The 14,339-nt window shown below is 75.2% G+C and carries 14 protein-coding genes and 1 pseudogene; 9 read left to right on the top strand and 6 right to left on the bottom strand.

Annotated elements, in window-relative coordinates; all coding sequences use genetic code 11:
• Positions 1-109 precede the first annotated feature (109 nt).
• The 3 genes from GA0070564_RS07725 to GA0070564_RS07715 are packed head-to-tail and all read left to right on the top strand — an operon-like array spanning position 110 to position 2,228.
• Complete coding sequence (locus GA0070564_RS07725) at positions 110-784, top strand: glycosyltransferase family 2 protein (RefSeq protein WP_091604918.1); 675 nt, start codon at positions 110-112, stop codon at positions 782-784.
• The gene (locus GA0070564_RS07720) at positions 781-1,482 is read left to right on the top strand and encodes a TIGR04282 family arsenosugar biosynthesis glycosyltransferase (protein ID WP_091604915.1); all 702 of its coding nucleotides are present in this window, start codon (positions 781-783) and stop codon (positions 1,480-1,482) included. The genes GA0070564_RS07725 and GA0070564_RS07720 overlap by 4 nt, the downstream gene beginning before the upstream one ends.
• A complete protein-coding gene (locus GA0070564_RS07715; RefSeq protein WP_425412429.1) occupies positions 1,479-2,228 on the top strand; it encodes a class I SAM-dependent methyltransferase in 750 nt (249 codons plus the stop codon). Before GA0070564_RS07720 ends, GA0070564_RS07715 begins: the two co-directional genes overlap by 4 nt.
• 34 nt (positions 2,229-2,262) lie before the next feature.
• On the opposite strand, the gene GA0070564_RS07710 is transcribed toward GA0070564_RS07715, so the two are convergent.
• Positions 2,263-3,288 (bottom strand): sensor histidine kinase, encoded by a 1,026-nt coding sequence (locus tag GA0070564_RS07710; RefSeq protein WP_091604912.1) that lies wholly within the window; start codon positions 3,286-3,288, stop codon positions 2,263-2,265.
• Positions 3,281-3,976, bottom strand: coding sequence for a response regulator transcription factor (locus GA0070564_RS07705; RefSeq protein ID WP_091606897.1), 696 nt, complete (start codon positions 3,974-3,976; stop codon positions 3,281-3,283). The genes GA0070564_RS07710 and GA0070564_RS07705 overlap by 8 nt, the downstream gene beginning before the upstream one ends.
• Positions 3,977-4,088: 112 nt before the next feature.
• Between GA0070564_RS07705 and GA0070564_RS07700 the strand changes: the two genes are divergently transcribed.
• The 3 genes from GA0070564_RS07700 to GA0070564_RS07690 all read left to right on the top strand — a co-directional run bounded on the left by GA0070564_RS07700 (position 4,089) and on the right by GA0070564_RS07690 (position 7,288).
• Entirely contained in the window at positions 4,089-5,162 is a 1,074-nt protein-coding gene (locus GA0070564_RS07700; protein WP_091604909.1) for an NYN domain-containing protein, read from the top strand.
• 210 nt (positions 5,163-5,372) lie between these two features.
• Positions 5,373-6,125 carry a hypothetical protein gene (locus GA0070564_RS07695; protein WP_091604906.1) on the top strand — a complete coding sequence of 251 codons (753 nt, stop codon included), beginning with the start codon at positions 5,373-5,375 and terminating at the stop codon, positions 6,123-6,125.
• A gap of 113 nt (positions 6,126-6,238) precedes the next feature.
• Positions 6,239-7,288: an aldo/keto reductase gene (locus GA0070564_RS07690; RefSeq protein WP_091604903.1), complete on the top strand. Its 1,050-nt coding sequence runs from the start codon at positions 6,239-6,241 to the stop codon at positions 7,286-7,288.
• Between the two features lie 15 nt (positions 7,289-7,303).
• On the opposite strand, the gene GA0070564_RS07685 is transcribed toward GA0070564_RS07690, so the two are convergent.
• Positions 7,304-8,689, bottom strand: coding sequence for an aminotransferase-like domain-containing protein (locus GA0070564_RS07685; protein ID WP_091604900.1), 1,386 nt, complete (start codon positions 8,687-8,689; stop codon positions 7,304-7,306).
• On the opposite strand from GA0070564_RS07685, the gene GA0070564_RS07680 reads away from it, so the two are divergent.
• Entirely contained in the window at positions 8,688-9,704 is a 1,017-nt protein-coding gene (locus GA0070564_RS07680) for a DMT family transporter (RefSeq protein WP_091604897.1), read from the top strand. The two genes, GA0070564_RS07685 and GA0070564_RS07680, sit on opposite strands and share 2 nt — an antisense overlap.
• A 143-nt stretch (positions 9,705-9,847) precedes the next feature.
• Here the strand turns inward: GA0070564_RS07680 and GA0070564_RS07675 are convergent, their stop codons facing one another.
• Complete coding sequence (locus tag GA0070564_RS07675) at positions 9,848-11,422, bottom strand: FMN-binding glutamate synthase family protein (protein ID WP_091604894.1); 1,575 nt, start codon at positions 11,420-11,422, stop codon at positions 9,848-9,850.
• 83 nt (positions 11,423-11,505) lie between these two features.
• Here GA0070564_RS07675 and GA0070564_RS07670 point away from each other — a divergent pair, with 83 nt between their 5' ends.
• Complete coding sequence (locus tag GA0070564_RS07670) at positions 11,506-12,459, top strand: diacylglycerol/lipid kinase family protein (RefSeq protein WP_091606894.1); 954 nt, start codon at positions 11,506-11,508, stop codon at positions 12,457-12,459.
• Positions 12,460-12,469: 10 nt separating this feature from the next.
• Here the strand turns inward: GA0070564_RS07670 and GA0070564_RS29220 are convergent.
• Together GA0070564_RS29220 and GA0070564_RS07665 are read right to left on the bottom strand one after the other, a co-directional pair.
• Positions 12,470-12,580 (bottom strand): annotated as a pseudogene (locus GA0070564_RS29220) (DUF2231 domain-containing protein); the annotation flags it as partial.
• Positions 12,581-12,674: 94 nt separating this feature from the next.
• Positions 12,675-13,808: a peptidoglycan recognition protein family protein gene (locus tag GA0070564_RS07665; protein ID WP_091604892.1), complete on the bottom strand. Its 1,134-nt coding sequence runs from the start codon at positions 13,806-13,808 to the stop codon at positions 12,675-12,677.
• A gap of 182 nt (positions 13,809-13,990) precedes the next feature.
• On the opposite strand from GA0070564_RS07665, the gene GA0070564_RS07660 reads away from it, so the two are divergent.
• Positions 13,991-14,272, top strand: coding sequence for a hypothetical protein (locus tag GA0070564_RS07660; protein ID WP_141714718.1), 282 nt, complete (start codon positions 13,991-13,993; stop codon positions 14,270-14,272).
• Positions 14,273-14,339 lie beyond the last annotated feature (67 nt).

Here is a 14,339-nt window from a genome sequence, read left to right as displayed (position 1 = left end):
CCGCCGAATCACCGGCTCGTCACCGGACGGTAAGGAATCGGTGCGCGGTAAGGCTTCCGTAAGACCGATCGGCGTCCCGACGGTCCCGCCGGGACCTAGCGTCGGCGGCATGCCGACTCAGATCGACGTGGTGCTGCCCTGCCTCGACGAGGCCGCCGCCCTGCCCGGGGTGCTGACCGCGCTGCCGCCCGGCTACCGGGCGATCGTGGTGGACAACGGATCCCGTGACGGCTCGCCCGAGGTGGCGGCCCGGCACGGCGCCCGGGTGGTCCACGAACCCCGACGCGGGTACGGCGCCGCCGTGCACGCCGGGATCGAGGCCGCCGACACCGAGCTGGTCTGCGTGCTCGACGCCGACGGTTCGTTCGACCCCCGACAGCTGCCCGCCCTGGTCGCTCCGGTCGCCGGGGGCGTCGCCGACCTGGCCGTGGGCCGCCGCCGGCCGGTACGCCTCGGTGTCTGGCCCTGGCACGCCCGGGCCGGTACGGCGCTGGTCGCCGCCCTGCTGCGGCACCGGGGGGTGCCGTTGCGCGACCTCAGCCCGATCCGGGTGGCCCGCCGGGAGGCGCTGCTCGGCCTGGGCGTCACCGACCGGGCCTTCGGCTATCCGCTGGAGCTGCTGATCCGGGCCGCCGCGGCGGGCTGGCGGATCCACGAGCTGGACGTCAGCTACGCACCCCGGGCGGCCGGCACCCGCTCCAAGGTCTCCGGTTCGGTCCGCGGCACCCTGCGGGCCACCCGGGACTTCGCCGCCGTGCTGCGCACCGTGGACGGCCCCCGGTGACCGTGCTGCTGCTGCTGGCCAAGGCGCCGGTGCCCGGGGCGGTGAAGACCCGGCTCTGCCCGCCCGCCACCCCCCGCCGGGCGGCCCGGCTCGCCGCCGCGGCGCTGCTGGACACCGTCGACGCGATCCACGGCACCGAGGCGGTGACCCCGGTGCTGGCGCTGGCCGGCCGGCTGTCCGACGGCGTCGGCGCGGTCGAGCTGGCCGAGGCGACCGCCGGCTGGCCGGTCCTGCCGCAGCGTGGGGACGACCTGGCGAACCGGATCGCCCACGCGCACGCCGACGTGGCGGACGCCTGGCCGGGGCGGCCGGTGTTCCAGATCGGCATGGACACCCCGCAACTGACCCCGGCCCGGTTGTCGGCCGCCGTACGCCGGCTCGCCGACGGTGACGCGGTGCTGGGCCGGGCCACCGACGGTGGCTGGTGGGGGCTGGGCCTGCGCGACCCCCGGCAGGCCGGCGCGCTGCGCACGGTGCCCACCTCGACCCCGGACACCTGCCGGCTCACCTGGGCGGCGTTGCGCGGCCGTGGCCTGCGGGTGGCACCGCTGCCGGTGCTGCGCGACGTGGACGTCTGGGCCGACGCTCTCGCCGTGGCCGCGCTCGCGCCGGGCGGCCGGTTCGCCCGGGAGGTCGCCGCGCTGCGCCACCCGACCACCGTCCCCCGCCGGCGCGCGCTCACCGGCGGCCGACCGTGAGCGGGCGGGGACAGCGGCTGGCCGCGCCGGCGCCGAACCCGCCGGGACCCGGGCCGGTCGACCCCGCGCCGGTGCACCGGCTCGCCGATCCGACGGCGACCGCGCCGGGACGGCCGGCGGTGACGGGTGACGGTTTCGGCACCGCGCTGCGCGACCGGGAGGGCGGGCACTGGCTGGTCGGCCCGGACGGGGTGCGCCGCCGGCTGCCGGTGGAACGCTGGCACGGCCCGGCCGAGCCGGCCACCGCACCGGTCGTCGCCCGCTGCACCGGCCCGACGCTGGACCTCGGCTGCGGGCCGGGCCGGCTCACCGCCGCCCTGACCCGGGCCGGCCTGACCACCGTGGGCGTGGACGTCTCCGCCCGGGCGGTCGCCCTGACCCGGGCGCGTGGCGCGGTCGCGGTACGGGCCGACCTGTTCGACCCGCTGCCCGCGGAGGGCCGATGGGCGCACCTGGTGCTCCTCGACGGCAACATCGGCATCGGCGGGGACCCGGTGGCGCTGCTGCGCCGCTGCCGGACGCTGCTGGGGGCCGGGGGCACCGTCCTGGTGGAGGTCGACCCGCCGGGCGCCGGCGCGTGGCAGGGGTCGGCGCACGTGCTCTCCGGCGGGCGGCGGGGGCCGGCGTTCCGCTGGGCGGGCCTGGACACCGCCGCCGTCGGGCAACCGGCGGGCGCCGCCGGGCTGGTGGTGCGGGAGGTCTTCGCGGCCGGCCGGCGGTGGTTCGCCGAGCTGGCCCGAGGCTGACGCCGGGCCGGCCCCGACGCTCACGTCAGGCGGGTCAGGCGGCCAGGGGGAGCCGCACCACGAACCGGCAGCCGTCGCCGACGTTGCCCACCTCCACCCGGCCGCCGTGCGCCTCGACCAGCCCCCGCACGATGGCCAGGCCCAGGCCGCCGGAGCCCTCCAGCCCGCCGTTGCCCGGCGCCGGAGTGCGGGCCGGCTCGCCCCGGAACGCCACGTCGAACAGCCGCGGCAGGTCGGGTTCGGGGATGCCGCCGCAGGTGTCCGCCACCGCGAACCAGGCCTGCTCGCCGTCCCGGCCCGCCTCGACCCGGACCGTTCCGTCGGCCGGGGTGTAGCGGACCGCGTTGAGCAGCAGGTTCCCCACCACCCGGGTCAGCTCCGGTTCGCTGGCCGCCACCATCGGCCAGCCCGACTCGGCGGCGACCAGCCGGATCCGGCGGGCCGCGGCCAGCGGCGCGGTCCCGGCGAGGGCGTCGGAGACCACGTCGCCCAACGGGACCGGCGACAGCGACAGCCGCAGCGCGCCGGCGTTGATCCGGGACAGCTCGAACAGGTCGTCGACCAGCCGGGTCATCCGGTCGGTCTCCACCCGGATCCGGCGGTGGTACTCGTCCACCGTCGCCCGGTCGGCGACCACCCGGTCCTCCAGCGCCTCGGCCATCGCCCGCAGCCCGGCCAGCGGCGTGCGCAGGTCGTGCGACACCCAGGCGACCAGGTCCCGGCGCCCCTTCTCGATCCGCCGCTCCCGCTCCCGCGCCTGGTCGGCCCAGACCGCCGCGGCGGCCAGCCGGCGCCCGGAGAGCCAGCCGACGGCCACGCTGACCACCGCCGCCGCCGACACGGTGATCAGCACGACCTCCAGGTCGTGCGGGGACAGGAACATCGCCTCGGCGATCACCGCCACGCCGGCGACGACCGCGGTCACGGTGGTGGCCAGCAGCACCGAGATGTGTACGGTGATCGACCGGCCGCGCAGCAGCCGCAACGCCGCCGCGCCCAGCAGCCCCACCCCGCACGCCGCGGCGAGCGCCACCCCGAAGATCAGCGCGAGGTCAGCCATCGGCCGGCTCGTACCGGTAGCCGACGCCCCACACCGTGACGATCCGCCGCGGGTCGGCCGGATCGGCCTCGATCTTCTCCCGCAGCCGTCGCACGTGCACGGTGACCGTGGACTGGTCGCCGAAGCGCCACCCCCACACCCGGTCCAGCAGCTCGGCCCGGCGGAACGCCCGCGCCGGGTGCCGCATCAGGAACTCCAACAGGTCGAACTCGCGCAGGGTCAGCGCCAGCTCCCGGCCGTGCAGCCGGGCCACCCGGGCGCCGGTCTCCACCACCAGCCCACCGTCGGTCAGCTCCCGCGCCGCACCCGGGGTCGGTTCGCCGCCGCAGCGGCGCAGCACCGAGGCGACCCGCAGCACCAGCTCACGCGGGGAGAACGGCTTGCCCAGGTAGTCGTCCGCGCCCAGTTGCAGGCCGAGGATCCGGTCCGCCTCGTCGCCGCGGGCGGTCAACATCACGATGGGTACGCCGTCCGGCCGCTGCCGCAGCCGCCGGCACACCTCCAGCCCGTCCAGCACCGGCAGCATCACGTCCAGGACGACCAGCTGCGGCGGGGCGGCGGCGACCGCGGCCAGCGCGGCGGCGCCGTCCCCGACGTGCTCCACCTGGTAGCCGGCGTGCTCCAGGTAGCGGCAGACCACGTCGGCGACCGTCCGGTCGTCGTCGACGACCAGCACCCGTTGCGCCACGCGTACCTCCTCCCCGGTGCCGGCCAGCGTAGCGGCCACCCCCGCCGGCGAACCTTGCGAAACCCTTACGCGCCGCCGACGGTCCGGCCGGGCCCGGGCGTACGCTGACCGGGTGGATCAAGAAGACCGGATCGCCCTGTTTCTCGACTACGAGAACCTCGCCCTCGGCGCCCGCGAGCACCTCGGCGGCGGCACCTTCGACCTGCGCCCGATCGCCGACGCGCTGGCCGAGCGGGGTCGGGTGGTGGTACGCCGGGCGTACGCGGACTGGTCGTACTTCGACGAGGACCGCCGGATGCTGACCCGCTCGCACGTCGAGCTGATCGAGATCCCGCAGCGGATGGGCGCCTCCCGCAAGAACGCCGCCGACATCAAGATGGCGGTGGACGCCATCGAGCTGGCCTTCGAACGGGACTACATCTCCACCTTCGTGATCGGCACCGGGGACAGCGACTTCACGCCGCTGGTGCACAAGCTGCGCGAGCTCAACAAGCGGGTGATCGGCGTCGGGGTGGAGAAGTCCACCTCGAAGCTGCTGCCGCCGGCCTGCGACGAGTTCCTCTACTACGACCGCCTGGAAGGGGTGGAGGTGCCGCCGGCCCGCCCGAAGCGCGGCCGTCCGGCGCGGACCCCCAGCCCGGAGCCGCAGCCGGTGGAGCAGGAGATCGAGGCGCAGGCCGCCGCCGAGGAGCCGGCCCGCGACGTCGACAGCCTCGCCGTGCTGGTCGCGCAGACCGTGGCCGGCATGCAGGGCAGCTCGGGTGGCGAGGTGACCGCCTCCACCCTCAAGCGCGCCCTGCGCCGCAAGGACCCCACCTTCAGCGAGTCCGACTACGGTTTCCGCACCTTCGGCGAGCTGCTGCGGCACCTCGCCGGCCGCAACGTGATCGAGCTGGCCGAGGGGCCGGCGAAGGGCGACCCGGAGGTCACCCTCCCCGAGCACGGCGACCGGGAGGCGGCCTTCGCGCTGGTCCGCAGCGTGGTGCAGGACCTGGCCGGCGCGGACGGCACGGTGGCGTTGTCCGGGCTGAAGAACCAGCTCCGCCGGGTACGACCGGACTTCAGCGAGAAGAAGCTCGGCTACCGGGGCTTCCTCCAGTTCTGCCGGGCCGCCGCCACCGGCGGCGCGGTCGACCTGCGCTGGAGCGACGAGGCCGACGACTACCTGATCACCGTCCCGGGCTGAGCCGCGCCGGGCGGCGGCGGCCCCGCCGACCAGCGACATCGAGCTGAACCGGGTGCAGGGCGGGCACGGGCCGCGGAACCTGCACGTCGTGCTGGTCGGTTGAACCATCGCCCCTGGCCCGGCCAGAATGGCGGGATCGGTGTCGCGACCCCGGCGGAAACCATGGCCGTACGGGATGAAACGTCGACTCTTCACGGAAGGGACGACGACATGCACCCGATGCTGCGTCGACTCGACGACCTCGCCGCCCACCTCGCCACCCGGCCGAACGTGATCGCCCTGCTCGGCCTGGGCTCCGCCGGAGTCGAGCACGACCGCCTGGACGACCACTCCGACCTGGACTTCTTCCTCATCGTCGACGACGACGCGGTGGCCCGCTACGTCGACGACGTCGCCTGGCTGGCCGCGCCGCACCCGGTGGCGTGGAGCTTCGCCAACGGGCGTAACGGCCGCAAGGCGCTCTACGCCGACGGCATCTTCGTCGAGTACGCCGTCTTCACCGTCGCGCAGCTGGCCGGGCTGCCGTTCACCGGCGCCCGGGTCATCTGGCAGCGGCCCGACGCCCCCACCGGACTGGCCGACCGGCCGGCGCCACCGGCCCCGACGCCGTACGACACGGCCGAGTTCCACCTCAACGAGGCGTTGACCAACCTCTACGTCGGGCTGCACCGGGAGCTGCGCGGCGAACGGCTCACCGCGTCCCGCTTCATCCAGTCGTACGCCGTGGACCGGGTGATCTCGCTGCTGCGGCTGACCACCGACGCCACCCACCGGCGCGACCCGTTCGACCCGAGCCGGCGGGTGGAGCAGGCGTGGCCGGCGCAGGTGCTGCCGCTGGCCGCGATGGTCCCCGGCTACCGGGGCAACCGGGAGGCCGCCCGGACCACCCTGGACTGGCTGGCGGCCCGGTTCCCGGTGGACCCGGTGCTCGAAGCGGCGATCCGGCGGCTGCTGGAGACCTGAGCCCGGCGGGTCCGTCACGACCGGTTGACTTCGAGTGCACTGGAGCCCCTACCGTCCACGTCCGACCCCGTGGCCGGAGCCGGCCGCGGGACGACGATCGGGGGAGATCCGTCATGCGCTACCGCACCCTGGGCGGCACCGGCATCGAGGTCAGCACCTACTGCCTGGGCACCATGATGTTCGGCTCCGTCGGCAACCCCGACCACGACGAGTGCGGCCGGATCATCCGCACCGCCCTGGACCGCGGGATCAACATCGTCGACACCGCGGACATGTACTCGGCCGGTGAGTCCGAGGTCATCGTGGGCAAGGCGTTGCGCGGACGCCGGGACGACGTCGTGCTGGCCACCAAGGTCCACTTCCCGATGGGGGAGGGACGCAACCGCGGCGGCAACTCCCGCCGCTGGATCGTGCGGGCCGTGGAGGAGAGCCTGCGCCGCCTCGACACCGACTGGATCGACCTCTACCAGGTGCACCGGCCGGACGACCGGACCGACATCGAGGAGACCCTGTCCGCGCTGACCGACCTGGTCCGGGCGGGCAAGATCCGGGCGTTCGGCTGCTCGACCTTCCCGGCGGAGCAGATCGTCGAGGCGCAGCAGGTGGCCGAGCGGCGGGCGCTGGGCCGGTTCCGCACCGAGCAGCCACCGTACTCGCTGCTGGCGCGCGGCATCGAGGCGTCGGTGCTGCCGGTCTGCCAGCGGTACGGCATCGGGGTGCTGGTGTGGAGCCCGCTCGCCTCGGGCTTCCTCACCGGCCGCTACCGCCGGGGCTGGCCGGTCGACCTGACCAGCGGTCGGCCCGCCCGCACGCCCGGCCGGTTCGACCCGGACCTGCCCGGCAACGTCGCCAAGTACGACGCCGTGGAGCAGCTGATCGACCTGGCCGGCGAGCTGGGCCGTACCCTGCCGGAGCTGGCGCTCGCCTTCACCTCCGCCCACCCGGCGGTGACCGCCACCATCATCGGACCGCGCACCATGGATCAGCTCGAACGGTTGCTCGACGGCGCCACCGTCGGGCTCGACGACGCGACGCTGGATCGCATCGACGCCATCGTCCCGCCCGGCGCCAACATCTATCCGCCCGATGGGGTGTGGCAGCCCGCAGCTCTCGTCGATGCCGCCCGGCGCCGCCGACCGACGGGTGACCGGGCGGCGGCCTGAGCGGCCGCCCAGCGGTCACAGCGCCCGGGCGAGGCGGCGCACGGCCTCGTCCATCTGCTCCGGCGAGGCCGCGGCGTAGGTCAGCCGCAGGTGGGCGGCCGGTGGCTCGGCGGCGTACCAGGGTCGGCCGGGGAAGACGATCACGCCCGCGGCGGCCGCCGCGGCGGCCACCGCGACGTCGTCGGCGCCGTCCGCCAGGCGGACCCAGAGATGCAGGCCGCCGCGGGGGACCGACCGGGGGAGCAGGTCGGGCAGGTGCTTGTGCAGCGCGGCCAGCAGCGCCTCCCGCCGGGCCCGCAGCGCGGTACGCAGGGCGCGGCGGTGCCGCTCCCACGCCGGGGAGGTGACGAACTCCAGGGTGGCCTGCTGGAGCGGGCCGGCGACGAAGAAGTCGTCGAGCAGTCGGGCCGCGCGCAGCCGGGCGCCGGCCGGGCCGCGCGCGCCGATCGCGGCCACCCGCAGCCCGGGAGCGGCCGACTTGGTCAGCGAGCGCAGGTGGACGACGTGTCCGTCCGGGTCGTCGGCGGCCAGCGGTGGCGGTGGCTCGCCGTCGACGGTCAGGTCGCGCGCGTAGTCGTCCTCGATCAGGAACGCCCCGGCGTCGCGTACCGCCTCGGCCACCGCGACCCGGCGGTGCGGGGCCAGGGTGGCGCCGTGCGGGTTGGCGTGCAGCGGCTGGCAGTAGAACAGCCGGGCGCCGGTGCGGGCGAAAGCCGCCGCGAGCTGGTCGGGGCGTACCCCGTCGGAATCGGCGGGCACGGGCACGATCCGCAGGCCGGCCGCCCGGGCGGTGGCGAGCGCGCCCAGGTAGGTGGGCGACTCGACGAGCAGGGTGTCGCCGGGCGCGGTGAGGGCGCGCAACGCCGAGGAGAGCGCGGCCTGCCCGCCGGGGCAGATCACCATGTCGTCGGCGCGCAACCCGCCGCCGGCCTCGCGGGCGAACCAGGCCCGCAGGTCCGCCCGCCCCTCGGCCGGACCCCGCTGCCAGGACGCCGGCTGCCGGGCCGCACGGGTGAGGGCGGCGCCGAGCGCGGCGGCCGGTTGCAGGTCCGCGTCGAGGTAGCCGCCGGAGAGGGGGATCGCGCCCGGCGGTGGTAACGCCAGTAGCGCCTGCATCTCCGCCTCGCCGGCCGGGCGGGGTCCGAGCGCGACGGTCTGCCAGGACAGGTCGGGGGCGCTGCGGTGCTCCGGCGGGGCGGCCACGAAGGTGCCCCGGCCGGTCCGCGCCTCCACCACACCCCGGGCCACCAGCTGACGGATCGCCGCCGTGACGGTGACCGGGGAGGCCTGGTGCCGGGCGCTCAACTCGCGTACGGAGGGCAGCCGGGCCCCGGGTGTCGCGGCGGCCACGACGCGGAGCAGATCTTGGACGACGCGTTCCGCCGCGTTACCCTGGTCCATGAGAGACGAGAGTAGCGTTACTGCGCCCGGATCGGTAACGGCGGGCCGGGCGGCGGGCCTGGCCCTCGGGGCGCTGGGCGTGGTCGGCTTCAGCATGTCCCTGCCGGCCACCCGGGTCGCCGTGCAGCAGCTCGACCCGTGGTTCGTGGCCTTCGGCCGGGCCGTCGGAGCGGCCCTGCTCGCCGGGGCGTACCTGTGGGTCGTCGGCGCGGCCCGGCCCACCCGCGACCAGTGGCGCCGGCTCTGCGTCGTCGCCCTCGGCGTGGTGGTGGGCTTCCCGCTGTTCACGTCGCTGGCCCTGCGGCACCAGAGCTCCGCGCACGGCGCGGTCGTCATCACCCTGCTGCCCGCCGTGACCGCCGTGTTCGCGGTGCTGCGCGCCGGTGAGCGCCCACCCCGACCGTTCTGGCTCGCCAGCGCCGGCGGGCTGCTGGCGGTGCTCTCCTTCCTCGCCGCCAGCGGCGCGGTCCACGGCGGCCCGTCCCCGGCCGACCTTTTCCTGCTCGCGGCGGTCGTCCTCTGTGGCCTCGGGTACGCCGAGGGCGGCGCGCTCGCCCGCGACCTGGGTGGCGCAAGGACGATCTGCTGGGCGTTGCTGCTGGCCCTGCCCGTCACGGTGCCGGTCACGGTGCTGGCCGGTGTCGCCCACCCGCCGACCGCCGACGCCACCACCTGGGCGGCGTTCGGCTATCTCACCGTCGTCTCCATGTTCCTGGGCTTCGTCGCCTGGTACGCGGGCCTGGCCCGGGGCGGCATCGCGCGGGTCGGCCAGGTCCAGCTGGCGCAGCCGGTGCTGACCCTGGTCTGGTCGGCGCTGCTGCTCGGCGAGCGGGTCACGCCGGCCTCCGTCGCGGCGGCGGTGGTGGTGCTGGCCTGCGTCGCGGTGATCCAGCGCAGTCGGCAGGCGGGTCGGCCGGCCCGTGGTGCGCGGGCCACGCCACTCGCGGGCCTGGTGAGCGGGGTGCGGGTTCCGGCAGTATTGCCCCGTCGGTCCCGCAGCTCGAACCGGGGGTAGCCAGGCCATGACGCGGCACCCGCATTGACGTGCCCACATTCTGCGTGATCAGGGCCTTCCTGGTAAGCCCCGCGGCGGCATCCGCTCCGGACGTCCGATGCGGACGGTCTCGCCGGTGCTCGGTCACCATCGGCCCAGGCCGGTCAGCGCTGCGCGGTCGGCGAGGGAGGGGCGCTGCCGCCGCGCGGCGCCTCGCCGGCCATCAGCCGGCTGATCTCCGCCCGGTCGGCGGCGGACGGCAGCCCCCACTCCGGGCGGTAGCCGTACACCTCGTGCAGTGGCCGGGAGCCGGTGCGGCCGTCGAGGATCTCCACCGCGGAGGTGTCGATCAGCCCGGGGTGCTCCACGCCGCAGGCCTCGGCGACCTTGACCAGGTCCCGCCGCAGGGTCCGCAGGTAGTTGGCGGCGCGCACCGACTTGCTGGCCGGGTCGAGGCCGCGGGCCAGCCAGGCGTTCTGGGTGGCCACGCCGGTGGGGCAGGTGTCGGTGTGGCACTTCTGGGCCTGGATGCAACCGATCGCCAGCATCGCCTCCCGGCCCACGTTGACCAGGTCGCAGCCGAGCGCGAACGCCACGATCGCGTTGTCCGGCAGGCCGAGCTTGCCGGCGCCGGCGAAGACCACCCGCTCGTGCAGGTCCCGTTCGGCGAAGGTCCGGTAGACCCGGGAGAAGCCCTGCTGGAACGGCAGCGACACCGAGTCGGTGAAGATCAGCGGCGCGGCGCCGGTGCCGCCCTCACCGCCGTCGACGGTCACGAAGTCGACCCCCCGGTCGGTGTCGCGCATCAGGTCGGCCAGCTCGGTCCAGAAGCCCAGGTCACCCACGGCGGACTTGATCCCCACCGGCAGGCCGGTCTCGGTGGCGAGCAGCTCGACGAAGTCCAGCAGGCTGTCGCAGTCGGAGAACTCGGCGTGCCGGGACGGGCTGACGCAGTCCCGGCCGGCCGGGACGCCCCGGGTCGCCGCGATCTCCGCCGACACCTTCGCCCCGGGCAGCAGCCCGCCGAGGCTGGGCTTGGCGCCCTGGCTGAGCTTCACCTCCAGGGCCCGCACCGGTGCCCCGGCGACGACCTCCTTGAGCCGGTCCAGGCTGAACCGGCCGTGCTCGTCGCGGCACCCGAAGTACGCCGTTCCGAGCTGGAAGACCAGGTCACCGCCGTTGCGGTGGTACGGCGAAAGGCCGCCCTCGCCGGTGTTCTGCCAGCAGCCGGCCAGCGCGGCGCCCTTGTTGAGCGCCTGGATCGCGTTGCCGGACAGCGAGCCGAAGCTCATCCCGGAGATGTTCACCACCGACTCGGGCCGGAACGCCCTCGCCCGGCCCCGGGCGCCGCCGAGCACCTTGGCGCAGGGCAGCCGCACGTCGTGCCCGGCGGCCGGCGTGGACGGCGGAACCGCCGCGCCGAACGTCTTGTGCTTGATGATCGGATATCCGGGGGTGTGCTCGATGTCGTTGTCCGTGCCGAAGCCGAAGTAGTTGTTCTCCTGCTTGGCCGAGGCGTACACCCAGCGGCGCTGGTCGCGGGTGAACGGCCGCTCCTCGTCGTTGGCCGCGACGATGTACTGCCGCAGCTCCGGCCCGATCGACTCCAGCAGGTAGCGGGCGCGGCCCAGCAGCGGGAAGTTGCGCAGCAGCGCGTGGTCGCGCTGGGTGAGGTCGCGCGCGGCGAGGGCCGCGAGAGCGGCGGCGGCGACGGGTACGGCTCGGCGGGCCCAGGTCATGCCCGTCAGTCTCCCCGTGATCGTGGCGGTCCGCACGGCTCACCCGGGCTTGCCGACCTTGCCGAGTGGGTACCACGGCCGCCATGAGCAGCAGCCTGGCCGACCCGCGCGCCGTGCCGTCGACCGCCGAGCGGGTGGGCACCGTCGCCGTGGTCGCCCACCGCCGTAAGACCCTCGGCGGTGGGCTGGCCGAGCTGCGCGCCACGCTCGCCGACGCCGGCATCACCGACCCGATCTGGTACGAGGTCCCCAAGAGCCGCAAGGCGCCGAAGACGGCCCGCAAGGCGGTGCGCAAGGGCGCCGAGCTGGTCTTCGTCTGGGGCGGCGACGGCATGGTGCAGCGCTGCGCCGACGCCCTGGCCGGCTCCGGGGCGACGATGGCGATCCTGCCGGCGGGCACCGCCAACCTCTTCGCCACCAACCTCGGCATCCCGCACGACCTCACCGAGGCGGTCCGGATCGGCCTGCTCGGCCGGCGCCGCGCCCTGGACCTGGGCCGGGTCAACGGCGAGCACTTCGCGGTGATGGCCGGCGCCGGGTTCGACGGGGAGATGATCGCCGAGGCGGACCGCAAACTCAAGGGCCGGCTGGGTCGTCTCGCGTACGTCTGGACCGGCCTGCGGCACGTGCGCGGCGAGCCGGTGCGGATGCGGGTCCGGGTCGACGGGGCCGACTGGTTCGACGGCGAGGCCACCTGCGTGCTGTTCGGCAACGTCGGCACGATCACCGGCGGCATCCCCGCCTTCGACGACGCCCGTCCCGACGACGGATGCCTGGACGTCGGCGTGACCACCGCGACCGGCGCGATCCAGTGGGCCCGCACGCTGGGCCGGATGGCCGGCGGCCGGTCGGAGGACTCGCCGTTCGTGCGGATCACCCGGGGCCGCCGGATCACGGTGCGGTTCGGCGCGCCGATGACCTATGAGCTGGACGGGGGCGCCCGCGGCGAGACCGACCGGCTGAAGGTCCGGGTGGTGCCGCGGGCGCTGACCGTCTGCTGCCCCGACTCCCGGCCGGAGGAGGGCGCGGCGGGCTGACCGGTCCGGCTCAGGCCCGGCGGGCGGCCCGGTGCGACAGTGAGCTCGGCGCGTCGACGCCCGCCTCGTCGCTCACCCCGACGCCCAACCGCTCGACCAGTTCGCCGCCGAGCCAGGCCGTCCCCAGGGCCAGGATCGGCCCGAGGGCTGCCACGTCGGCTGTACGCGGTGGGGGCGGCCTCGTCGACGCCCCCACCGCCGTCCGCCTCACCCGGTCAGTCCTGGGTGAACGACTGGCGCACCACCCCGCCGACCAGGGCGCACCAGGTGGTGGTGGAGACCTTGCCGTTGGTGTCCAGTCCGTGCAGCTCCTGGAGGTCCTGGAGGGCCTTCTTGGTCACCCAGTCGTACTGGCCGGTGACCGCCACATCGGTCCAGCCCTTGGAGTTGAGCATGAACTGCACCGCCTGCACGGGGATCCCGGTGGCGTCCTTGCCCAGCTCCGGGGCGAGCGTCTCCCAGGTGGGGCCGGTGAGGGTCGCGTCGACGTCGACCGGGATGCCGTTGCGGGACTGCCAGTCCTGCACGGCCGCCACGGTGGCCGCGTCGAAGACGCCGGTGACCGGCACGGGGTAGCCCCGGTAGGTGAGCAGGTACTGCGCCACCCGTACCACCGGGCCGCCGACGAAGCGCCAGATGTCCGGCCAGCGCCGGGCGGGCACGTCGGCCAGGTCGGTGCCGAGGGCGGTGAAGACGCGGCGGCGCAGGGCGGGGAACTCCCGGTAGAACATCGCGCCGGGGCACTGGGTGGCGCGGAAGTCCCAGTGGCCGAAGATGTCGTGGGCGTGCAGCCCGTACTGCCGGCAGATGGTGGTGCAGAGCGTGACCAGCGAGTCGAGCAGCTGCTGCGGCGGGGTGTCGGTGACGTAGGTGCCCTCGTTCTCGATGCCGATCGCCCGGCCGTTCTCGCCGGGGCAGTGCGCCGAGATCATCTGCCGGTCGCCGACGCCGAGGCGCTCCAGGCTGCCGTGCCGTCCCTCCAGGACGTACCCGCCCCGGCTGACCGTGAAGTGCTGGCCGGTGTCGGACCAGTGGTTGACGTCCAGGTGCAGGTCCTGGCAGTCGCGGGCGAGCTGCTTGGCGTGCTCCTCGGAGTAGTCGGTGACGTTCGGGAACGCCATGTGGTGCAGCATGATCTTGTTGGTGGCGATGGCGCTGATCGACAGCGGGTCGGCCGGCGGGCGGGCGCCCCACTCGTCGCAGCTGATGATCCAGTCGAGGTCGGCGCCCGCGGCGGCCCGGGCGGCCGACGGAAGGGCGAGCTCGCTGCCGACGACCGCGACCGCGGCGGCGCCGAGACCGGCCCGCAGCAGGGTCCGGCGGTCGAGTTCGGGGTGGTCGAAGTGCATGACGTCTCCTCAGTGGCCAGCGCGGGCACGCCGGGGTGCGTGAAAAGGAACTCCAACAGCTACGCGTGCAGTGGAGGATATTGCCAACGGCGGTCGGACGCCAGAGGCTGCGGCGATCGAAGCCCGTCGACGGGAAGTGCGTCCGCGCCGGCCCGCGGGCGGCCGGGTCCTACGCTCGGGGGGTGGCCCATCCCGTACCGCAGCGCCCGCCGCGCCGGTTCCACTCCGACGACATCCTCAGCGGTCGGGTGAACCTCGACCCGTACCCGTTCCGGTACATCATGGTGACGCCGTCACCCGGCGCGATGGTGAGCAACACCCTCTCCCTCGGCGCCGGCACGCTCGCCGAGGTCGACCGGCTGCTCGCCGCCGTGGAGTTCCTGGAGACCCGCAACTGGGAGCTGGTCAATCTGGAGCAGGGCGGGCTGGTCGCCTTCCTGCGCCGGCGATATCCGGCCCCCTGATCGGTGGTGCGGGCACCGCGCGGTGGCGATGGTCGACTATGGTCGTCGGCGTCACTCAGCACGGGGG

The organism is Micromonospora mirobrigensis, from assembly GCF_900091555.1.
GTDB classification, from domain to species: Bacteria; Actinomycetota; Actinomycetes; order Mycobacteriales; family Micromonosporaceae; genus Micromonospora; species Micromonospora mirobrigensis.
This window is presented reverse-complemented; position numbering and strand designations above follow the sequence as displayed.